Origin of the sequence: Streptomyces luteogriseus, from assembly GCF_014205055.1 — a bacterium.
In the GTDB taxonomy this organism is placed as follows: domain Bacteria; phylum Actinomycetota; class Actinomycetes; order Streptomycetales; family Streptomycetaceae; genus Streptomyces; species Streptomyces luteogriseus.
This window is the reverse complement of the sequence record NZ_JACHMS010000001.1, coordinates 674,672-695,746: the sequence shown is the minus strand read 5'-3', so window position 1 is coordinate 695,746 and position 21,075 is coordinate 674,672. Positions and strand designations below refer to the sequence as shown.

The following is a 21,075-nucleotide window of genomic DNA, read 5'->3' as shown; positions in this document are numbered from 1 at the left end:
GCTCGGGCGAAGCCGAGAGCTCGGGGGAGGCCGACCAGGCCGATGCGGTCGCCGGGGGAGACGTGGAAGGAGACGCCGGACAGCAGCGGAAGCGCGCCCACGCGCACGTCGACGTCACGAACGGTGATCATGAGAAAGACGCTCCGAACAAGCACGAGGACACACGGGTGGCGTGGGAGTGGGTCCTCGGCTAGGAAATTCGGGGCGTAGACATGCGGTCACGGTAACGGAGCCCCCGCCGCGGGCGCCTCCGCATTTCGGCGGAGACGCTCCGCGTGCGCTACGGCAGTTCGAAGCCGAGCGCCCGCGCCGCCTCCTCCGGTGTCGGCTGGGCCCAGCGCTCCGCCATCGCCAGATTGGACGACAGCGAACGCGGCTCGGCGCGGTCCAGGTAGAGGACTCCGTCGAGATGGTCCGTCTCGTGCTGAACGATCCGCGCCGGCCAGCCCTCGAACACCTCGTCCAGCGCCTGCCCGCGCTCGTCCTGCCCGGTGAGCCGCACCTCGGCGTGCCGCGCCACCACCGCCTGCCAGCCCGGCACGCTGAGGCAGCCCTCGAAGAACGCGGCCCGCGACTCACCGACGGGTTCGTAGGCGGGATTGACCAGCACCCGAAACGGCTGCGGCACCCGCCCGCGGGTGAGACGCACCTCCTCCGGTACCGGCGCCGGATCCTCGATCACCGCGATCCTGAGCCCGACACCGACCTGCGGCGCTGCCAGGCCGACCCCCGGCGCGGCGCGCATGGTGACCCGCAGGGCCTCGACGAACCGGGCCAGCAGCGCGGGCTCCAGCTGACCGTCGTACGGCTCGGTACCCTGCCGCAGCACCGGGTCGCCGGCCGCGACGATGGTCAACGGGACACCTCCGTCGAGGAGTTGCTCGACCCGCTCGGTCAGGGGTGCGTGATCGTCCGAGGTTCCCATCGCGCCAGGATGACACGGCACCCCCCACCCCCGCGTGATGTACGTCACACACGTTCTCCGGGAACTGAATGCCCCGCCGCTCCGACTACTGCACCGCAACGGCCACCGCCCACACCGCACCGGCCCTGACGACGTCCCCGGAGAAGCCCGCCGATGACCACCGCTCCCTCGACCACCACGGACGAGGCCCCGCAGCCGGCCGCCCCGGCACCGTCGAAGAGCAGCTGGGCACCCCTGCGCCCGCTGATCCTCCGCCTCCACTTCTACGCCGGGGTGCTGGTGGCGCCGTTCCTCCTCGTCGCCGCCGTCACCGGCCTGCTGTACGCCGGGTCCTTCCAGGCCGAGAAGCTCGTCTACGACCACGAACTGACCGTCCCCGTGGGTGAGCGGAAGCTGCCGATCAGCGAGCAGGTGGCCGCCGCCCGCGAGTCGCACCCCGAGGGCACCGTCTCGGCCGTACGCCCCTCGCCGGAGGCCGACGCGACGACCAGGGTGATGCTGTCCGGCGTCCCGGGCGTCGACGAGGGCCACGCGCTGGCCGTGTTCGTCGACCCGTACACCGCGAAGGTGCGCGGCTCGCTCGAACAGTACGGCTCGACCGGCGCGCTGCCGCTGCGCACCTGGATCGACGAGTTCCACCGGGACCTGCGCCTGGGGGAGCCGGGGCGGCTGTACAGCGAGCTGGCGGCCAGCTGGCTGTGGGTCATCTCGGCGGGCGGTCTGGTGCTGTGGTTCTCCCGCCGCCGAGCCCTGCGCAAGGTGCGGGGGGCGAAGGGGCGGCGCCGCACCCTCGGACTGCACGGCAGCGTCGGCGTATGGGCGGCGGCCGGGTTCTTCTTCCTCTCGGCGACCGGTCTGACCTGGTCGGCCTACGCCGGGGCCACCATCGACGAGCTGCGGACCTCGCTGGGCCAGGCCACCCCGTCGGTGTCGGCCGCGGCGGGCGGTGAGCACTCCGGCCACGGCTCCGCCACCGGGCGGGCGGGCGACGCCGCGCACGGTGTGGGCCTGGACAAGGTTCTGGCGGCGGCGCGGGCCGAGGGGCTCGGCGACCCGGTGGAGATCGTGCCCCCCGCCGACGCCACCTCGGCGTACGTCGTGAAGCAGGTGCAGCGCAGCTGGCCCTCCAAGCAGGACGCCGTCGCGGTCGACCCGGCCAGTGGCGAGGTCACCGATGTGTCGCGGTTCGCGGACCACCCGGTCCTTGCGAAGCTCACCCGATGGGGCATCGACCTGCACACCGGCGTCCTGTTCGGCCTGGCCAACCAGATCGCCCTGATGCTGCTGGCGCTCTCCCTGATCCTGCTGATCGTCTGGGGCTACCGCATGTGGTGGCAGCGCGGGCGCGGCACCGCCTTCGGCCGTCCGATTCCGCGCGGCGCCTGGCAGCAGGTCCGGCCGCAGATCCTCGTGCCGCTGCTGGCGGGCATCGCCGTACTCGGGTATTTCCTGCCCCTGTTCGGCATCCCGCTGGCGGCCTTCCTCGCCGTCGACATCCTGCTGGGGGAGATTGCCCACCGGCGGGGGCGGCGGTCGTACGGGACACCGGCCGGGTAGCAGACCCTCAGGCACACGAGTGCCCGGCTCCCCACGGAGCCGGGCACCCTCATGTACGGCGCGGGTCAGAGCTGCTCGAAGTCACCCGCGAGCGTCGCGGCGATCCGCAGCTGCGACTCCGCCTCCTCGTGCCGGCTCTGCCGCTGGAGCGTGCGGCCGAGCATCAGCCGGGCGTAGTGCTCCACGGGGTCCCGCTCGACGATCGTCCGCAACTCGGCCTCGGCGCGACGCAGTTGGGCGGAGTGGTAGTAGGAGCGCGCCAGGAGCAGCCGGGGCCCGGTCTGCTCGGGCACCTCCTCGACGAGCCCGACCAGGACGCGCGCGGCGGCGGCGTAGTCCTTGGCGTCGAAGAACAGCTGCGCGCGCTCCCAGCGCTCGGCCGGAGTTCCCTGGGCGTAGTACGTCGTGTCCTGGATGGTGTTCACGTGTCGCCTCCTTCGAGGCCGACAACCGAACCTGTTGGTTCAATATTCCACTACGCCATCGGGCTCACCGGCGCAGCGCCGTCAGCTCGGCCCCGGCCCGCTCGGTGATGAGGCTCAGCACCCGGCCCGTCACGACCAGGTCCTCCGCCGGGATGCCGTCGTAGATCCGGGCGGTGATGGGTGCCGTCTCGCCCGAGGTGGTGGCGTACAGAGCGCGCCCGGCGTCCGTGATCCGTACGTCCGACGACCCGTCCGGCGTCAGCAACTGCGCGGCGATCAGCTCGTCGAGCACGCGGTGCACCTCGGCCGCGCCGGTCTTCAGGGCGCCGGTGACACCGTCCACGAGCTGCTCGCGGCCGACCGGGCCGTCGGCGACGGCGGCGAGCCGGAGGGTGACGGACTGCTGGAAGGTGATGCCGTGCCGGGCCAGCACGGTCTCGAGGAGGGCGCGGCCGGCGTAGTGGGCCAGGGCGATGTCACGGGGGCCGACCGGGGGAGTGCTGGTGGTCATGACTGCTCCGTCTCGGGCTCGCTGAAAGGATCAAGAGGTGCGTCGAGCAGGGCCGTCAACTCGCGCATGAAGGCCCGGGTGCGCGCGCTGCCCAGCCCGCCGAGCGGGTCGAGGAGTTGCTGGAGGAGCCCGTGGACGACGTCGATCGCCCGCCGGGTGACCTCGCGGCCCTGCTCGGTGAGGGCGAGCTGCACCGCGCGCGGGTCGCGGGGGTCCCTGGTGCGTTCCAGGAGGCCGGCGGTCTCCAGTGCGCGGGCCAGCTTCGACACGTAGAGCGGCTCGAGGCCGGTGTGGTCGGCGAGGCGGCGCTGGCTGGGACGTTCGCCGGAGCGCTGCATGCCGTACAGCGACGCGACCAGTGAGTACTGCGCGTGGGTGAGACCCAGCGGGGCCACGGCGCGGTCGACCGCGACCCGCCACTTCATCGACAGCCGCCACACCATGAAGCCGGGCGTAGCGCCCTCGGGACCGTTGCTCATGCCGGATACTGTACATGGCTACCATGTACATGGTTACTATTTTTGCGAGACCCCGTCGGACGGGACAGCGACGGGGCCGACGGGGCGCTCGCGGCGCGGCCCGAACGTGACGCTGACGCAGGGCCCCGCGCCGGTCTAGGTTGGGCGCCATGAGCAATCTTGAGCGCGAGGCGGCTCCCTCCCTGTGCGGTGGCCGTGGCTTCGTGGTGGCGGAGCCGGTGCGCGAACTTCTCAGCCCTCGCCGGGTGAAGCTGGGTGAGTCCAGCGAGGTCCGACGGCTGCTGCCCAACCTCGGCCGCCGCATGGTCGGAGCATGGTGCTTCGTCGACCACTACGGCCCCGACGACATCGCCGACGAGCCCGGCATGCAGGTGCCGCCGCACCCCCATATGGGTCTGCAGACCGTGAGCTGGCTGCACGAGGGGGAGGTGCTGCACCGCGACTCCACCGGCAGCCTCCAGACGATCCGCCCGCGCGAACTCGGCCTGATGACCTCCGGCCGGGCCATCAGCCACTCGGAGGAGAGCCCGCGCTCGCACGCCCGCTTCCTGCACGGCGCGCAGCTGTGGGTCGCGCTCCCCGACAGCCACCGCCACACCGACCCGCGCTTCGAGCACCACGCCGACCTGCCGGTCGTCACGGCACCCGGCGTCACGGCGACCCTGATCCTCGGCGACCTCGACGGCGCGACGTCACCCGGCACGGCCTACACCCCGATCGTCGGCGCCGACCTCGCCCTGACCCGAGGCACGGACGTACGGCTTCCCCTGGAGCCGGACTTCGAGTACGCCGTGCTGTCCATGTCGGGCGAGGCCCACGTCGACGGCGTCCCCGTCCTCCCCGGCTCGATGCTCTACCTCGGCTGCGGCCGCAGCGAACTCCCCCTGCGGGCGGAGTCGGACGCGGGCCTGATGCTCCTGGGCGGCGAACCGTTCGACGAGGAACTGATCATGTTCTGGAACTGGATCGGACGGACGCAGGGGGAGATCGAGCAGGCGCGGCGGGACTGGATGGAGGGCTCCCGGTTCGGGGAAGTGAAGGGGTACGACGGGGCGCCACTGCCCGCACCGGAACTGCCGCCGGTGCCGTTGAAACCGCGGGGAAGGGTCCGCTGACCTGCGGAAACACGTCAGGCTTTGGTGGCCGCGGGTCGGAGGACGGTCGGGCTGTTCTCGCTGTCTTCCACCTGCTTGCCGGAAGGCGTCCAAACAGCTGGCCGGCTCAGGCCGGTGCGGTTGGCGATCCACGGTGTGGCTGTCTGTGGGTGGCTTTGGCAGGACTCTTGCTGACCTGATGCTGACTTTGCTGACGCCTTGTCAGGCGGGGATGCGAGGTCCTTTCCCGGCTTCAGCGCATGTGTAGGGGTTTGCAGGTTCGGTGGTGTCCGGACCGATGCTGACCCGGCTGGCCGTCGAGTCAGGCGTTGCGGAAAGGAACGCGTCGCTCCCACCGCCGCCTTGTTGAGATTCCACAAGATGCCGATGTCACCGCTGTCTGTCGGCAGCGCCGCGTGTGTCCGATCCGAAAAGCGCTGCGCCGGAGAGGGGCTAGCAGGTTCTTCGTCTGCTGGTGGTACACGGCTCAGATGCAGTTTGACCAGCTTGAACAGCTCCGATCGCCACAAGCTGCGGACGGCTGGGTATGGTCCGGATCTTGGTTCGAAGGTTCGTGGTGATGAGCGCTGCTCGCATGTTGCGCTTGTACGACGATGACGGCCTCGGCACTGCTTCGAGAGGCGACGACGGGCCGCAGATGACTGGGCCGTGGCGACCTCGCGCGCGAGGTCCTTGTCCCAGGTGGCGCGGAGCCCCACTGCCTGCGGAAAGACCGTGGCCTCGCCGAGCCAGGCCACGCCGTGCAGCGCCTCCGTCCCGGTCCGGAAGGAGGCGACGCCCAGGCGCTCGACAGGCGGCGCGTCATGGTGCAGCAGGGCGATCCTCTTGACCTCATTAACTTGCGTCGCGAAGTGAAGCGCTTCGACACTCTCGCGCTCTCCCTCGGGGGAAGGGCCGCCCCGGCCGACAGGAAGGAAGCCGAGACACCACCATGGTGACCATCGCCGATGTGGCCCGGCGCGCGGGCGTCTCGACCAGCACCGTAAGTTGCGTGCTCAACGGCAGGACCTCAGTGTCCGACGCGACCCGGCGCCGTGTGCAGGGCTCCGTGGCCGAGCTCGGCCACCACCCCAACGCCGGCGCCAAGGCGCTGGCCGGCAGCCGTCACGCCTACGACGTCCTGCTGATCACGAGCGACGAAGGTCCTGAGGGCGTGCGGCGCGCGTCGCGGCGAGCGGTCTCGCGGACGGCGTGATCCTCATGGAGGTCGAGCTCGGCGACCCGCGCATCCAGGTACTGCGGGAGCAGGGCACGCAGGCCGCGCTCATCGGTCTGCCCGACGATTCGCGCCAACTGTCCTGCGTGGACCACCCCGTGGAGGTGGCCACGCACGTCACCGGCGTTCTGGAGCACGCGAGCGGGGCGCTGTCGACACTGGTGATGTCGTTCGACGTCTGGGTAGCGGGCCTGCCGCACATCGAGATCTACGGAACGGAAGGCTCGCTGTCCTTCCCCGACCCCAACCACTTCGACGGCCCGGTGCGCCTCTTCCGGACCGGCGCGGAGACCAAGGACTGGGAGGACGTCCCCGTGCGGGGCGGCTACCCGGGCGCCGAGCGCGGCTACGGCATCGCTGACCTGGCAGCCACCCACGCCTCCGACACCCCGCACCGCGCGGACGGCTGCCTCGCCCATCACGTCCTGGAGGTCATGGAGGCGCTGCTCGCCGCGGCCGAAGCCGGACAGCCGGTCCACATCACCAGCACCCCCGTGCGGCCCGCTGCCGTACCGGCGCACGCGGGCCGGGCGTTCGCCGCGCACACCGGCCGCTGACACCGAAGAAGCGAAGGAACACTCATCATGATCGACACCCGCGTTCTCCTCGACTGGGGCCACGACGCCCTGCGCCTGATCATCGACGCCGACCAGGACGGCCGTCCGCGACTCCGCCACCTCGGCGCCCCCGACACCGTGCCCAGGCCGGCCGGTTCGAGGGAGTCGCTGCCGCTGGTCGAGGCCGTCGTGGGCGCCCAGGGCCCGGACTCGTCGAGCCGGCGCCTGGTCGACAGTGTCGGCGCACGGCTGCGCTACCTCAGCCACGACGCCCGGCGCGACGGGGACTGGCACCAGCTGACCGTCCGCCTGCACGACCCCGAGACGGACCTCGCCGCTGACGTGGTCTACCGCTCGCCCGACGGCATCCCGGTCCTGCGTGCACACGTGGAGCTGCGCAACGGGGGCAGCAACCCGCTCGACCTGGAGTCGGTCACCTCCCTCGTCCTCGGCGTCCTCACCACGGACCCGGCGCAGTTGGTGACCGCGGACCTGCTGTGGGCGGAGAACGATTGGATGGACGAGCACCGCTGGCAGCGGTGCCCGTTGCGCCAGGTCGTCCCGCACATCAACGGCCGCGTCCACCAGCCCTACCGCAAGGGGGCCTTCACCATCGCCGGGAAGGGGTCCTGCTCCAGCGGCGGTCACCTGCCGATGGGCGCGCTGAGCGACCGCGGGACGGGGCGGACCTGGCTGTGGCAGCTGGAGACCAACGGCGGCGGCTGGCAGTGGGAGTGCGGGGAGAACATGGACACGGGATTCCTGTCCCTGTCCGGTCCCACCAACGTCCGGCACGGCTGGTCGCACCGTCTTGAGCCGGGGGCGAGTTTCACGACCGTACCCGTGGCCCTCGCCCTCACCGAGGCCGGCGGCATCGACGGGGCGTTCGCCGCGCTCACCCGATACCGGCGGGCGATCCGCCGCCCGCACCCCGACCACCAGCACCTTCCCGTCATCTTCAACGACTACATGAACTGCCTGATGGGCGACCCGACCACAGCCCGCCTGCTGCCGCACATCGACGCCGCCGCCGAGGCGGGCGCCGAGTATTTCGTCATCGACGCCGGCTGGTACGACGACGGGGACGGCGGCTGGTGGACCACCGTCGGCGCGTGGGAGCCCGCCCCCTCCCGCTTTCCCGGCGAGGGCGGCCTGGGGGAGGTCATGGATCGGATACGGGAGCGCGGCATGGTGCCGGGACTGTGGCTGGAGCCGGAAGTGGTGGGGGTGGAAAGCCCGGTCGCCACCGCCCTGCCCGACGCGGCGTTCTTCCGCCGCCACGGCGCCCGCGTAAACGCGAACGGCCGCTACCACCTCGACCTGCGCCACCCCGCCGCCCGCGCCCACCTGGACTCGGTGGTGGACCGGCTCGTCGACGGCCTGGGCATCGGCTACTTCAAACTCGACTACAACGTGGACGCGGGTTCCGGCACCAGCAGTCACCCCGGTGAGGCCCCGGCGGACGGCCTGCTCGGCCACAACCGCGCCTTCCTCGACTGGCTGGACGGCGTGTTGGACCGCCACCCGGGCCTCGTCCTGGAGAGCTGCGCCTCCGGCGGCAAGCGCGCCGATCACGCCCTTCTCTCGCGCGTCCAGCTGCACTCCACCAGCGACCAGCAGAACCTGGAGTTGTACGCCCCGATCGCGGCGGCCGCACCCACCGCGGTCACGCCGGAACAAGGGGCGGTGTGGGCCTACCCGCTGCCCGACGACTCCCTCGACGAGGTCGCCTTCACCATGGCCAGCGCCCTCCTCGGCCGCATCCACCTCTCCGGCCTCCTCCCCGAACTCGCCCCCGAAGCCCTCGCGTTGGCGCACGAGGCGGTCGCCGTCCACAAGACGATCCGCGGTGACCTGGCCGCCGCTGTCCCCGCCTGGCCGCTGGGCCTCCCCGGCTGGTACGACCCGTGGGTCGCCCTGGCTCTGCACACACCCGACACCACGTACGTCACCGTGTGGCGCCGTCCCGGTGACGACTCCGACGAGTCGGCCGTTCTCCCGTTCCCAACCCTTCGCGGCGCCTGGGTCGGCCTCGACGTGCTGTACCCCTCCACCACCAAGGCGCAAGCCACGTGGGACCCGGAGGCCGCGACGCTCGACGTCTCCCTCCCGTCGGCCCCTTCGGCGGTGCTGCTCCGTCTCTCCACCCGCCCGGAGTGAACCGACAGAACAAATAGCGACGGCCCCGCACCGGGGAGGTGCGGAGCCATTCATTCTCGGTACGGACAGGGGGACGCGGGACAGCGCCCCCGGGCAGGACCGCCGCCACGACGATCGCGACGGTCGCAAGGGAATCCGCAGCTCCTGGCGCTGCTGCTGCTCGGCGGTGAGCCACAACGCCGATGCTTCGGCCCAGCCCCGGCCCGGCTCGACCAGCCGGGCGCGTACAACGCGACGGACCGGGCGCCCGGGGTAGTCGCCCACCGGGCGGCCGACGGGCAAAGTGCCGTTCGCCTCGTCCCCGCGCAGCTCGGTGCGGGTGCCGACGCCCTGCTCGTAGTCCTGTAGCCCGGGCGGGGAGCACCCCGAGGCCGATGCGAAGCGCCACGGCAGAGCGCTCCAGGACGCTCAGGCGCTTCTCGAAGCGCTGGCCGACAACGTCGTCGAGCAGGTACCGCTCGCGCAGCCCGGCCAGCTCATCGGCGGCGTCCAGCTTCGCCGCCAGCGCGGCCTTCTCCTCGTACTTGTCCGTGAACTCGGGCGTCTCAGACATGGCTGCGCGCCGTCCACAGCTCGGGGAACACGTTCTTCGAAGCGCGCTTGTCCAGCCAGGCCACGCCCGCCGAACCGACGGTGCCGACCTTGGCGCCCATGGCCCTGCGGGTGGCGACGAGATGGTCGTTGCGCCAGCGCCGCACCAGCTCGGCGACGTCCGTGAGGGCCTCGCCGAGCCGTACGAGCTCCGCGCCCTGCTCACCGCGGTACAGCTCGGTCCACACCTCCTCGACCCCGGCCGACGGCTCGTAGCGCAGCGCGAGGTCCCGCTCCAGGACCTCCGCCGGGATCGCGTGCCCGCGGCGCGCCGGCAGCCGCAGCGCCTCGTCGTACAGGCTCGGCTGCTGCAGCGCCTTCTCCAGCTCGGCGTGCACGCGCGGCGCGCCCCGGTGCGGGACCAGCATGGACGCGGACTTCTCGCCGAGCAGGAACTCCATCCGCCGGTACATCGCGGACTGGAATCCGGAGCCCTCGCCGAGGGCCGACCGGTAGGAGTTGAACTGCGCGGGGGTCAGCCCGGCGAGCGGCGTCCAGGAGGCGCCCAGGCTCAGCGTCCGGGCCGCCGCCGGCGGAACATCCGGTCACGGCAGGTGCGGATCGCGGTGACCGGATTCAGACGTCACTTCGGGTCGCCGTACATGACTCCCCGTCCGTTGGTCCCGAAGTAGACGCGGCCGTAGATCCGGGGGTCTCCGGTGATGGTGTTGCCCGTCCAGGCGTACTGGTGGCGGTCGTCGTTGATACGGATCCAGGTCCGGCCCGCGTCGTCGGACCGGAAGATGCCGCGCACGCCGTCGATCTTGGAGCTGGTGTAGACGGCGGGATACGTGGCGCCGGGTGCGGCCTTGCCGAATCCGACGACGTCGCCCTCGTCCACCGCCTCGAACCTGGTGAAGGACGCTCCGGAGTCGGTCGACCGCCACAGCCCGTACGGCGTGGGGGTGGTGGGCTTGGTGGTGCCACCGGCCAGCCAGATGTCGCCCTCCTGGCCCGGTACCGCCTTGAACCGGACGTTCCCCGCAGTGGGCAGACCGGTAGCCGCCGTGGCTTTGAAGCTCGTGCCGCCGTCCGTGCTGAGGTAGAAGACGCCGGAGCCGTAGGCGTAGAACTTCGCGGGGTTCACCCGGTCGGAGCACACCGAAACCCCGGCCGGCAGCCCCTCCGACGCCGTCCAGGTGGCTCCGTGGTCGTCGGACCAGCTGGCCGGAGCTCCCGCCGGTGACCAGACGATCCGCCTGCCGTCGGCGCTGATGGCGACGGCCTGGTCGTCGACCCCGGGTCCGGTGACGCCGGACGGCTCACTGCGCGAGGGCGTCCAGGTGTCGCCGCTGTCTGTGGAGATGCCGAAGTGCTGGGTCCAGCCGCTGGTGGGGTTGCCGACCCGCACGATGGTGTGGGGCGCCAGCTCTGCGTAGTCCAGGGCAGGGGTGGCGCCGAAGGTCGGATTGTCGTACATCTTCGTGGCCTTGTTCAGATCCGTGTGCCGGAAGCCGCCGACGTCGCCCACGCCCGAGAAGAGGTGCGCCGGACCGGCGGGCGGGCTGATCACGCAGCCGATCGAGGTCTCCTCCAGGCCCTGGGCCCGCACGGAGATGTGCACCGTGCCGCCGCTGTCCCAGTCGGTCAGGTTGTCCGCGCCGTAGATCGTCGCGCCGGTTCCGTACATGAAGTGACCGGAGTCGAAGGGGTCGATCTGGACGGACTCCATCATCCAGCCCAGCTTCGGTGCGATCTCGGGAAGCGACGGCGAGCCGTTCCAGGTCAGCCAGGGGGCGGCGGAGATGTCGATGTCGTAGCGCAGGGTGCGCTCGGAGTTCGTGTCCATGTCCCACGCGCGGGTCCAGCTCGCACCGCCGTCGGTGGAGCGGAACAGGATGCAGTCGGGCCACCACTTGATCTGGGTGGACACCATCAGGGTGTCCGGGTTCTGCCGGTCGATGGTCAGGCCGCTGTAACCGTACTGGTCGTCGTCGCTGGTGGAGGGAACCGGGCTGATGCGGGTCCAGGTGTCGGTGGCGGTGTCCAGCTTCCACACGTCGCCCTTGGACCCGTCGTAGGGGCCGGCGGTGTTGCTGGTCGCCAGGTACAGGTAGCCGCCGACGTGGTCGAAGACCGCGTGGTGCGGGATGAAGCCGGTGGGCTGCCCGGGGACGCGTTCCCAGGTCGCTCCCGCGTCGGTGGACCGGTACAGGATGTTGTCGGTGTCGGCGACGGTGACGTAGAGGGTCCGGGTGGCCCTACCCGCTCTGCCGGTGCGCTTGTCGAAGACGACTTGCAGCACACCCTGGTTGTCGCCGTTGTAGCCGTCGGGGTCGGAGGGGTCGATGACGAAGTTGCCCGGGTTGGGGAAGCTGGTCACCTTCGCGAACGTCTTGCCGTGGTCGGTGCTGCGCCACAGCCCGTGGCCCCCGCGCACTCCCAGGTAGAGGATCCTGTTGCGATTGGGGTCGATCACCAGCCGCTCGCCGATGCCCCGGCCGGGCATGTTGCCGCCCAGCCGGAACGGCAGGGGCGTGGTCTGCCAGGTGCGGCCGCGGTCGGTCGACCGCAGGATCGCCCCCATGGTCGGGTCCCAGTCGGGAAGAGTGTAGGTGCCCGCCGCCAGGTAGAGGCGGTCTGGGTCGACCTCGTCGGTGGCGATGCTGATGATGCCGGTGTGTCCGTACTCGTCCCAGCCGATCCAGTCGGTGAGGGGGAGCCACCGCCGGGACGCCGTGTCGATGCGGTAGGCGCCGCCGATGTCGGTGCGGGCGTACACCAGTCCGGGTTCGCGCTGGTTGAAGACGATGCCGGTGACGAAGCCGCCGCCGACTATCTCGGCGTTGCGGAACGTGTAGGGGGCGCGTCGGACCTCGCCGACCGGGCGGGCGGATGCGACGGAGGGGGCGAGCAGGGGGAGTGCGGCCGAGGCCGCGCCGGCGGCCAGCAGTCCTCGTCTGGAGAGGTGCGGCGTAGGGGACATGGAGGTCCTGCCTTTCTGGCGTGGGTCTGTACTGGTCTTGTGCAGAAGCAGCGGTCCCAGCGGCTCTGAGGGTGGTCGGAGAGGAGCGGACGGTGTCAGCCGTGGCGCAGCACCGCCGCACCACGGGGTCGGGCGTCCGGCTCGTCATGACGGCTCCTCAGTGCGCGCGGGCCACGGGGGCCTGGACGGTGACGAACGAGTGGGGAGGCAGCGTCACAACGAGCCCCTGACCTGTTGGCTTCACGCCGTCGAACGGGCGCGGAACCACCGCCTCGGGCGAGTCCGGGGAGTTGTGGACCTGGAGTCTGTCCGCGGTCAGCAGACGAGCGGTCGGCTCGCCGACCGCTCCTCCGCGCAGGTCGAGTGTCACCTCGACCGGTTCCTCGGCGTCCAGATTGGACACTGAAATCAGCACCGCGCCGTCCTTGATGCTGGCCGAGGCGGACAGCGTGTCGAGCTCGGCATCCCCCACCCGGCGCCGGGCGTCCTCGGTGCGCAGGTGCACGGCGAGTGAGGTGGCGTCCTGGTGGCCCTTGTTCATCTCGAAGACGTGGTAGGTGGGGGTGACGACCAGCGCGTCGCCGTCGGTGAGGATCATGGCCTGCAGGACGTTGACGGTCTGCGCGATGTTCGCCATGTACAGGCGTGCCGCGTGCTTGTGGAAGATGTCGAAGTGGGTGCTGGCCACCAGCGCGTCGCGCATGGTGTTCTGCTGGAACAGGAAGCCCGGGTTGGTACCCGGTTCCACGTCCCACCAGGTGCCCCACTCGTCCAGGACCAGGCCGACCTTCCGGCCCGGGTCGTAGATGTCCATGACGGTGGAGTGACCGGTGAGGATACGGTCGATCTGCTGTGCCGAGGCCATGGTGCGGTAGTAGCCCTCGGTGTCGAAGCCGGTGGCGCTGCCCTTCGACTCCCAGGTGCCGGTCATCGTGTAGTGGTGCACGGATATGGCCTGGAAGAACGTGCGCGGTGTGGCCACGCAGCCGAAGCAGTTGATCTGCTCCATCAGAGTGCGCGTCCATTTGTAGTCGTCGCCGGCCGCGCCCGAGGCGATGCGGTACAGCTTGTTGTCGCCGTGGTCGCGGCAGTACGTGGCGTACTGCCGGGCCAGATCTGCGGAGTACTCGGCGCGCATGTTGCCGCCACAGCCCCACGTCTCGTTGCCGATGCCCCAGAACTTCACGTGCCACGGCTGGTCGCGGCCGTTGGCCCTGCGCAGCCTGGCCATGGGGCTGTCGCCGTCGCGGGTCAGATACTCGACCCACTCGCTCATCTCCTGCACGGTGCCGGAGCCGACGTTGCCGCTGATGTAGGGCTCGGTGCCCAGGAGTTCACACAGCGCCATGAACTCGTGGGTGCCGAAGTGGTTGTTCTCCTCGACGTCGCCCCAGTGGGTGTTGACCATCCGGGGGCGCCGGTCGCGGGGGCCGATGCCGTCCTTCCAGTGGTACTCGTCGGCGAAACAGCCGCCGGGCCAGCGGAGGTTGGGGATGTTCAGGGCACGCAGCGCCTGGACGACGTCAAGGCGGATGCCGCCCTCGTTCGGGATCGTCGAGTCCTCCCCGACCCAGAAGCCGCCGTAGATGCAGCGGCCGAGGTGCTCGGCAAAGTGACCGTAGAGATGTCGGCTGATCGTCGGGCCCTCGATGTCGAGGTCGACGATGGCGGTAACGGTGGACATGGGGGCTCCAAGAGGCTCGGGAGAATTCTGTATCGGTAAGAGAGTTGGGGGGTACCTGGAGGGGAGGCCGTCAAGAGACCGGGGTGAAGGGCGGCTGCGCACCTCCCCGTACGGAGCCTTCGAGACAACTGTCGAGGAACTGGTGGACGCGACCGACCCGCTCGTTGCCGGTGTCAAAGGTGGGCGGTCGGCTCCGGCGTCGCCTGAGGAAGACGCCGGGGCCGGGCGCCGGCGGTTACAGAGCCGCGGCCTCCTCGGTGGTGAGGAAGCGGAGTTTGTGGACGTGCTCATTGGCGAACATGGGCACGCCGTCCGAGGCCAGCTACCAGGCCGGCTTGCCCCCGCTGTCGCGGATGACCCGCCCGTTGACGACGAGGTTCTCGAACGTGACGCCCTTGCGGATGTCCTCGACGCGGATGTTGTCGCACCTGACGTCGCGGATGAGGTTGCCGTGGATGCCTATGTTGATCGGGGGGCCACGTCTGCCCAGAGGCTGCAGTTTCCTGGTCCGTCCAGGTCCGAAGGTGTTCCCGCAGGTACGGCGAGACATGGTTCGGTCGCCCGTTGACGAGGTTGTACGCGGGCATCACCCCTGCCACGGCGCCGGCCTCGACGGGGCGGCGGAAGGCGCGCATGTCGTACTCGTGGAGGGCCCTCGGCCGTACCGAGGAGGACGAAGTAGACCTGTCCGTCTCGTTGTTGTGGGCCGGCCAGCGCTTGAGGACGGGGGCCGTCATCCAGTACGCCGGGTCGTCACCGCGTAGGCCGCGGGTGTACGTCGTGGCGATCGCCGCCGTCAGGTGCGGGTCCTCGATGTAGCCCTCCTCGTTCCCGCCCCACAGCGGGTGCCGCAGCAGACTGACCGTCGGCGCCCACACGTTGAGCCCCAACCGGTCGTCGCGTGCGCGCATCGCCCGCGTCTCTTGGGCGACGGCGTCGCCGACCCGGCGGAGGAGGCCGTTGTTCCAGATCGCGCCGAGGCCGACTGCCTGCGGGAAGACCGTCGCCGGGCCCCATCCAGGCCACACCGTGCAGCGCCTCCTGCCCGGTGCGGAAGGCGGCGAGACCGAGACGGTCCACCGCGGGGGTGAACTGGTGCAGGAATGCGATGCGTTCGTCGAGTGTGAGGCAGGAGAGGAGGTCGTCGACGCGCAGGTCCAGGGCGGCGGTGGGGTCGCGGAAGAGGGGCGGCGAGCTTTCGGTCACGTACTCAGATCCCTTGAGGAGGAGGAGAAGCAGGAGGAGAAGCAGGAAGAAGACCTGGAGGCCGAGCTGGCGGTGGTGAGGGAGCAGATGAGTCAGGTTCGAAGCGCTTCGATGTTCCGTCGCCCCGACCCAGACGTCAAGACGTTCACCCAAGCTCACACAGACCCGCAGAAGACCCCGCCAACCCCTCACTCTCCAATGGTCTCAGGGAAAAACGACGCGAGCCTTGTGACCCCACAGGTGGTCCCTTAACCTCGCTGCAACGTCGAAGCGCTTCGAAGACTTGTATCCCTGCCCGCGCTGCTCGTTCCGCAGTGTCGCGCCACGAAGGGTTGAACAATGACGCCGAACTCGTCGCCGGGTTCCCGGTCCCCGGGCCCCAGCCGGAGAAGCTTTCTCGCCTTGTCGCCGCCGCGGCGGTCGCCGGTGGTGCCTCGTTCCTGACCGCCTGCGGAAGTTCCGACAGCGGTAAGCGGGAGGGGGCCACCTCGGACAAGGCGGCCAAGAAGCTGCTGCCGGCCTTCGTCGCCAGTTCGGTCGCTGAGCCGGACATCCCGGCGAAGAACGGCTCGGCCGCCGGGTTCACCAGCAAGGTCGCCCCTGCCACCAGCCGGCCGCCCTGCCACGCCCACCGGTGTGCTCGTAGCTGGGCTCGCCGTTGGCGACCGCCTTGACCGGGAGGTTGCGCCACATGTCGGCGACGCGCTCGGGCAGGTGCTCGCCGCGGTGACCGGTCTGGCACCACTGGAAGCCCAGCCAACTGGCCTCCTATGAGGCGTTGTTGGGGCCGTGGGGACGGTGGTGGACGCCGGTCGGCTGGTGGTAGTCGTCCCAGGCCTCGATCTCGCGGCCACCGGCGGCGATCTGTGGTTCGTCGCCGCGCCCGTCCGCGCCGACCAGCCAGACGGCGGGCGAGGCACCGTACCGCGCGACGAGGTAGCGGCAGTAACGGGCGTACGAGGAAGGCGCCACGACGGGACCGGCCGCGCGCAGGCCCTTCCAGCCGAAGCCGTGGAAGACGGGCTGGAGGACGGGCACGATGCCGTGCGCGTCGAGGATGCCGAGGAGTTCGTCGAGGCGTTGGAAGTACGCCGGGACCAGTCGGTCGAGACCCCTGTCTTCGAGGTCCTCGAAGGCGATCCCTGTATCGGCCACCAAGGCAGAGCGCACTGCGGCGTACGGGGGAGCGCGCGAAGCCCCGTCAGAAGCACCCAGCGAGGTGTGGCGTAGCTGACGCGTTTGCTTATTGATCTTGGTTGTGGCCTGGTGTTGCTCAGCCGTATTGAGCGGCGTGTTGGTTTCGCGGTGGGGTTTGCGCGGAGTCGAGTGTCCGATGCCGGAGGGGTCGTGGGTTGAGCTGGCTGTTTGGTGCTGCGCAGTGAGCTGAGTGGGGTGGCGGTTTTTGCGCAGGGTGGTTGGCGCGTTTATAGGTACCGGGGTGATGATGACGGGGCAGGCCAGGACTCGTCCCGGCGCAGCGTGACGAAGCAGGAAGCCACGGATTTCCGTCCGAAGACTGTGCCGCTACGGGGCACAGTCTTCGGACGGAAAGGCCGGAATCCTCGGGCTTCAGCCCGAGGAGCAAGTCAACGCGGTGCGGTTACGCGGCGCGGGTGAACTGCCACCAGTTCATGTTGAACAGGTAGCCGCTGCCGCCGGTGAACCTCAGGTAGAGGTCCTGGGTTCCCGTCACGCCGCTCACTGGGCAGGTCACCGTGGTCCAGGTCTGCCAGCGGCCGGTGTTCGGCACACTGCACCGGCCCACGACCGTCCCGCTCGGACTGCCCAGGCGCAGCTCGACGGTGCCGCCGCCGGTGGCGGAGGCCACGCGCGCAGTGTAGGAGGATGGGCCAGGCCCGAAGGCCGCGCCCTTGACCTTGATGTAGTCGCCGTTTTCGATCCAGCCGACGTTCATTCCGCCGTCGCTGGACCATTCGGTCTCGATCCCGGAACCCCAGGCGATCGTCTCGGCCTCCTGGCGTACGTACGGGTCAAGCGCACCGAGCTGGGGTGCACCGGTGTTCGTCATGTTGATCGTCGGGATCGTTCCGTCAGCGTTGTAGGAGAACTTCTCCACTGCGACCGAGCGGGTGAAGCCGCCGCCGCCCGGGAGGGCACCGTTGTGATAGAAGAAATACGAATTGCCCTGAAAGTCCACGATGCCCGCGTGGTTGGTGAAGCTGTTGCCCTGGGCGGGCATGACTGTTCCACGGTAGGTCCACGGCCCGGTCGGGCTGGGTGCCGTGGAGTAGGCGATGAACTCCGCGCAGCACCTGGCCGCATACACCATGTAGTAGAGGCCGTTCCGCTTGTAGACCCAGGGTGCTTCTTCATACAGCGTGGGACGGTCGGGGTTGTCGGTGCGGGTGCCGAAGCCCTCGGTGGTGAGCGGAATTCTGACGGGGCTGCCTGCGTAGGACGTCATGTCCGCGTTCAGCCTGACATACCACAGGTTCGGGTTACCCCAGTACAGGTAGGCCTGACCGTCGTCGTCGATGAAGACGGTCGGGTCGATCTCACTGTTCTCCACCAGCGGGTGGCCGAGGGCGTCCCGGAACGGTCCGGTGGGGCTGTCCGACACGGCCACGCCGATGGCCATCCGGCCGGTCGCCCGGGCCGTCACCGGCACGTACCAGTAGAACTTGCCGCCCCGTTCGACGGCCTGGCCCGCCCACGCGTCGGCGGACGCCCAGCTGAAGGTGGCCAGGCTGAGCGGTGAGCCGTGGTCGGTCCAGTTGACCATGTCGGCGGAGGACCACACCCGCCAGTCCTTCATCACGAAGGAGGAGGTGGAGCCGTCCTCGTCGTGCCCGGTGTAGAGGTAGACCCGTCCGTTGTGCACCAGTGGGGCAGGGTCGGCGGTGTAGAGGTGCTGCACGATCGGGTTGTCGGCCCTGGCCGCGGTGGGCTGCACCGCGGCGGGAACGACGGCGAACACCAGCAGGAGGCCCACCACCCAGGCGGCTGCCCGGGTGAGTCTCGTACCGGTGGCGGGTGATCTCACTGCGGTCGGGTGAGCCGTTGGCCTGTGGACGGCGGTACTGGCCATGGTGGTCCTTCCTGGTGCTGCGGGTCGGGGACTGAGCAGCTGGTCAGATGCGGGGAAGGGACGTTGCTGCGCTCGGGGTGTGGTCAGCGCGAACCGTGCGATGCGGACGGAGTGGACGTGTTGGGCCAGGCGGCAGCCCGGGCTAGGCACGTGGGCCTGAGGTCCATGGGTGTTCGGTCCTATCCGCCTTCTCCACTAATACATGGGATGAATTAACGGATACGTACGTTGCTGCTGTCTAGTCTTGCGAAAAAATGCCTGGCCCCTTGCGCATGTATGTCCGGCCGGTGCCCTGACACAGAGCCAGACATTGGATGTCCCAAGAAGGCCGTGCACGAGCGGGCGATCGAGCGGGTGCTGCAGTGGATCGAGGACGAGGTGGCGGTGATCCGGTACGGCAAGGACGGCCTCTACCGGGTGCGGCCGCCCGGCGGTCTGGTCGCCGCGCGCTTCCGCCACTACGAGGCGCGCTCCGGTATGCCGCTGCTCCATGACCATCTGCTGCTGTCCGTGAATGGGGCAGCGCCTGGACGGGAAGTGGGGGCTCGATCCACACCCTGCATCACGAGAACACCGTGGCCGCCTCAGCGCTCTACAACGAGCTCGTGGCCGCTGAGGTCTGCGAGGCGCGGAGGCCGACGGCCCGGCGCACACGCCACGGGTGGGTGGCGTTGCTGCCGGGCCGTCAGTCACTCACGCGGTCTCACTTCCCGTGCAAACCCCTGCGGCGACGTCCGCGAAGCACCAGCACGCCGCCGGCAGCGATGACCAGCAGGCCACCGAGGGCGCTGTACGTGACAACAGTGTTGCTCGCCCCGGTGGAGGCCAGGTCGCCGGACGTGCTGCTCGGGGTCGGCTGGCCGACGGGTGCGCCGATCTCCCCCTGCGCACGGCTGCCGATCTTGCCGGCGGCGGAGACAACCGGCGTAGCGGCGGTCGGCGTGGAGGCGGGCGTCGGCCTGTCAGCGACGGCGGTCCCCGACGCGGGCTTCAGCTGAAGAGTCGTGATCGAGTACGGCGGCAGCGTCTGTGCGACCGCCGTGCCCCGCTTCGCCGTCGTCAGGGAGGTGTCTCCCTTGCCATACGAAACGGTCGTGACCGCCCCTGCGGCCGGGGTGAATCCGGCGTACGAGAGCGACACCTGCGCCGCGTCCTTCGGGCTCTTGTTGATCAGCATGACGTTCAGACCGCCGTTGCTGCTCCGCACCGCGTGCACAGCAACCGACGAGTTGCCCGAGGACGACTTGACCATGGTGTCGCCAGGCTTCGCCAGTGCGGTCAGCGAGCGGATGCCCCAGTAGGTGGGGAAGGGCGTCTCGCGCGGCGGTTCGCACTTCCCCCCGGCGCAGGTTCCGGCGGAGAGAATGCCCCCGTCCTGGTAGTCGGTCTCGCCGTGGACGGTGGTGGGTGCTTCGCCCGAGCCGTTGTGCAGGTTCCACCAGTCCACGTGGGTGGCACCCTGCTCGAACCAGGTCATGTAGGTGTCCGGCGCAAACAGGGCCGCGGCCTGGCTGGTCAAGGCGGGCGAGCCGACGGCGTCGGTCTCGGTGACCGCGATCTCCACCGAAGCGGCGTTCGAGCCTGCGTACTTGGCGATCAGCGAGCGCAGCGAGGACCTGGCACCGGCGATCTGGGAAGGGGTGTTCAGCAGGTCGGCCGTGGTTTTGCCGCCCGGATACCAGTGGACGATGACGAAGTCGATCGAGCTTCCCGCGATGGAGAGCACCGTGTTGTTCCAGTCGGCGGTGTCACCGGGAGCCTTCTCCGCATCCGGCCAGAAGCCGGGGGTGGTGAGCACCGCTCCGATCTTCACCTTCGGGTCCACGGCCTTCATCGCCTTCGAGTAGGCTACGAGGTTCTTCCCGTACGCCTTCGGGCTCTTGTCAGCGTGGTTGTCGGTTTCCCAACCCTTGCCGTCGCCGTAGTGCCCGTTGCCGTAGACCTCGTTGCCGATCTCCCAGTACTTCACGCCGTAACCCTTGTCGACGTTGGCGTACTTGACCCAGTCGGCGGCCTCCTGGGGGGTGCCGGAACCGTAGTTCGCGGTCAGGATCGGCTGGGCGCCGACCTTCTTCGCGGTGGCCATGAAGCGGTCGAAGTCGGTGTTGGGTACGATCCAGCCGCCGTTGCCCATGGTGTGGGTCTTCCAGTGGAAGTCGTCCGCGCCGGAGCCGCCGGGATAGCGCAGCTGCCGAACTCCCGCGGCCTTCATCAGCGATGTCACCTTGGCGTCCCCCATGTGCTCGTCGCCGACGCCCGTGTTGAGGCCGACACCACTGCTGGGCACCGTGCCCAAGGAGGTACCGGCATCCACACTGATGCCGACGGTCGCCGCGGCGCCCGCGCCGGGCGCCAGGGCGCCGACACCGGCCGAGGCGGCGAGCACCGCCACCGCCCCCACGACACAACGCCGGAGCATCCGGCTACGGCGGCGGGGCGTGCGACCCCGAGGCATCGGCTGCTCGGCGGATCTCGGGTCGTCTGGTGACACGTAGTGCTCCGATCGGGTGTTGACACAGAGGGCTTAGCGCCGCTGACCACGGCTCGCCCTCGTCGGTACACCCCTATGTGGCCACTCAGAGCGGAAGGGTTGCCATCTCAATCGTTTTTCGCCGAGACCCGGTCGCACCGGGTCACCGGACCCGGTGACCCGGTGACCCGGTGACACGCCCGG

Annotated in this window: 14 protein-coding genes and 5 pseudogenes; 7 read left to right on the top strand and 12 right to left on the bottom strand. The window is 69.9% G+C overall.

The genetic code is table 11. From position 1 onward, the window contains the following. Positions 1–280 precede the first annotated feature (280 nt). Positions 281–925: a peptide deformylase gene (locus BJ965_RS03235; RefSeq protein WP_184907253.1), complete on the bottom strand. Its 645-nt coding sequence runs from the start codon at positions 923–925 to the stop codon at positions 281–283. 153 nt (positions 926–1,078) lie between these two features. On the opposite strand from BJ965_RS03235, the gene BJ965_RS03230 reads away from it, so the two are divergent. Then, complete coding sequence (locus tag BJ965_RS03230; RefSeq protein ID WP_184907252.1) at positions 1,079–2,482, top strand: PepSY-associated TM helix domain-containing protein; 1,404 nt, start codon at positions 1,079–1,081, stop codon at positions 2,480–2,482. A gap of 65 nt (positions 2,483–2,547) precedes the next feature. On the opposite strand, the gene BJ965_RS03225 is transcribed toward BJ965_RS03230, so the two are convergent. From BJ965_RS03225 to BJ965_RS03215, 3 genes are all read right to left on the bottom strand, one after another. After that, a complete protein-coding gene (locus BJ965_RS03225) occupies positions 2,548–2,907 on the bottom strand; it encodes a tetratricopeptide repeat protein (protein WP_313666691.1) in 360 nt (119 codons plus the stop codon). A gap of 64 nt (positions 2,908–2,971) precedes the next feature. Further along, on the bottom strand, positions 2,972–3,418 hold the full coding sequence (locus BJ965_RS03220; RefSeq protein ID WP_184907251.1) for a winged helix DNA-binding protein: 447 nt from the start codon (positions 3,416–3,418) through the stop codon (positions 2,972–2,974). Beyond that, positions 3,415–3,897, bottom strand: coding sequence for a MarR family winged helix-turn-helix transcriptional regulator (locus tag BJ965_RS03215; protein WP_184907250.1), 483 nt, complete (start codon positions 3,895–3,897; stop codon positions 3,415–3,417). The genes BJ965_RS03220 and BJ965_RS03215 overlap by 4 nt, the downstream gene beginning before the upstream one ends. A 149-nt stretch (positions 3,898–4,046) precedes the next feature. Between BJ965_RS03215 and BJ965_RS03210 the strand changes: the two genes are divergently transcribed. The 4 genes and pseudogenes from BJ965_RS03210 to BJ965_RS03200 all read left to right on the top strand — a co-directional run bounded on the left by BJ965_RS03210 (position 4,047) and on the right by BJ965_RS03200 (position 8,945). Further along, complete coding sequence (locus BJ965_RS03210; protein WP_184907249.1) at positions 4,047–5,012, top strand: pirin family protein; 966 nt, start codon at positions 4,047–4,049, stop codon at positions 5,010–5,012. 931 nt (positions 5,013–5,943) lie between these two features. Beyond that, positions 5,944–6,320, top strand: a pseudogene (locus BJ965_RS40335) (LacI family DNA-binding transcriptional regulator); the annotation flags it as partial. Further along, entirely contained in the window at positions 6,315–6,785 is a 471-nt protein-coding gene (locus BJ965_RS03205) for a hypothetical protein (RefSeq protein WP_449343243.1), read from the top strand. The pseudogene BJ965_RS40335 and the gene BJ965_RS03205, both read left to right, overlap by 6 nt. Before the next feature lie 27 nt (positions 6,786–6,812). Next, positions 6,813–8,945 (top strand): alpha-galactosidase, encoded by a 2,133-nt coding sequence (locus tag BJ965_RS03200; protein ID WP_184907248.1) that lies wholly within the window; start codon positions 6,813–6,815, stop codon positions 8,943–8,945. A 545-nt stretch (positions 8,946–9,490) separates the two neighbouring features. Here the strand turns inward: BJ965_RS03200 and BJ965_RS03195 are convergent. From BJ965_RS03195 to BJ965_RS03175, 5 genes and pseudogenes are all read right to left on the bottom strand, one after another. Next, positions 9,491–10,078 (bottom strand): annotated as a pseudogene (locus BJ965_RS03195) (tryptophan 2,3-dioxygenase family protein); the annotation flags it as partial. A 41-nt stretch (positions 10,079–10,119) separates the two neighbouring features. Further along, positions 10,120–12,462: a sialidase family protein gene (locus BJ965_RS03190; RefSeq protein ID WP_184907247.1), complete on the bottom strand. Its 2,343-nt coding sequence runs from the start codon at positions 12,460–12,462 to the stop codon at positions 10,120–10,122. 157 nt (positions 12,463–12,619) lie between these two features. Further along, positions 12,620–14,146, bottom strand: coding sequence for an alpha-N-arabinofuranosidase (locus tag BJ965_RS03185; RefSeq protein ID WP_184907246.1), 1,527 nt, complete (start codon positions 14,144–14,146; stop codon positions 12,620–12,622). A 322-nt stretch (positions 14,147–14,468) separates the two neighbouring features. Further along, positions 14,469–14,696 carry a hypothetical protein gene (locus BJ965_RS40065; RefSeq protein WP_313667816.1) on the bottom strand — a complete coding sequence of 76 codons (228 nt, stop codon included), beginning with the start codon at positions 14,694–14,696 and terminating at the stop codon, positions 14,469–14,471. Beyond that, positions 14,617–15,352: pseudogene (locus BJ965_RS03175) on the bottom strand (glycoside hydrolase family 3 N-terminal domain-containing protein); the annotation flags it as partial. The gene BJ965_RS40065 and the pseudogene BJ965_RS03175, both read right to left, overlap by 80 nt. A gap of 339 nt (positions 15,353–15,691) precedes the next feature. Between BJ965_RS03175 and BJ965_RS03170 the strand changes: the two are divergent. Then, positions 15,692–15,957: pseudogene (locus tag BJ965_RS03170) on the top strand (Tat pathway signal sequence domain protein); the annotation flags it as partial. Here BJ965_RS03170 and BJ965_RS39050 read toward each other — a convergent pair. Both BJ965_RS39050 and BJ965_RS03160 read right to left on the bottom strand, forming a co-directional pair. Beyond that, a pseudogene (locus BJ965_RS39050) lies at positions 15,935–16,507 on the bottom strand (apiosidase-like domain-containing protein). The pseudogenes BJ965_RS03170 and BJ965_RS39050 overlap by 23 nt on opposite strands. A 445-nt stretch (positions 16,508–16,952) precedes the next feature. Continuing rightward, a complete protein-coding gene (locus BJ965_RS03160; RefSeq protein WP_221513040.1) occupies positions 16,953–18,401 on the bottom strand; it encodes a glycoside hydrolase family 43 protein in 1,449 nt (482 codons plus the stop codon). Between the two features lie 276 nt (positions 18,402–18,677). Between BJ965_RS03160 and BJ965_RS40330 the strand changes: the two genes are divergently transcribed. After that, positions 18,678–19,169, top strand: a complete 492-nt coding sequence (locus BJ965_RS40330) for a relaxase domain-containing protein (RefSeq protein ID WP_376777969.1) — start codon at positions 18,678–18,680, stop codon at positions 19,167–19,169. Here BJ965_RS40330 and BJ965_RS03150 read toward each other — a convergent pair. After that, positions 19,105–20,793 carry an LPXTG cell wall anchor domain-containing protein gene (locus tag BJ965_RS03150; protein WP_184916703.1) on the bottom strand — a complete coding sequence of 563 codons (1,689 nt, stop codon included), beginning with the start codon at positions 20,791–20,793 and terminating at the stop codon, positions 19,105–19,107. The genes BJ965_RS40330 and BJ965_RS03150 overlap by 65 nt on opposite strands. Positions 20,794–21,075 lie beyond the last annotated feature (282 nt).